Here is a 366-nt window from a genome sequence, read left to right on the forward strand (position 1 = left end):
CCATCACGCTTCGTGTGCGCGCAGGAAGCGGAAGAACTCCACGCCCTCACGCAGACGGCGCTTCATCATGTCCCAGCTCATCAGCATCTCGCGCACGATTTCCCAGATCTTCGACGGCCGGAAATAGAAGCGCTTGTAGAAGCTCTCGACGTGGTGATAAATCTCCTCGCGCGACAGGTGCGGATAGCCGATCGCCGCGAGCTGCACGCCCTCCTTGCTCACCAGGTTGATCACCTTGTTCTCCTGCAGCCAGCCGTTCTCCACCGCCTCGTTGTAGAGCCGCGTGCCCGGGTACGGCGCCGCGAGCGACACCTGGATCGTATGCGGGTTGATTTCCTTCGCATACTCGATCGTCTTCTCGATCGT

Annotated in this window: 1 pseudogene; it reads right to left on the minus strand. The window is 60.4% G+C overall.

Annotation, left to right across the window (positions count from 1 at the left end):
* Positions 1-3 precede the first annotated feature (3 nt).
* Positions 4-366 (minus strand): annotated as a pseudogene (locus AC1ECK_RS36710) (hopanoid biosynthesis associated radical SAM protein HpnJ); the annotation flags it as partial.

The sequence above is a fragment of the Paraburkholderia sp. SSBN10T genome (assembly GCF_056619545.1).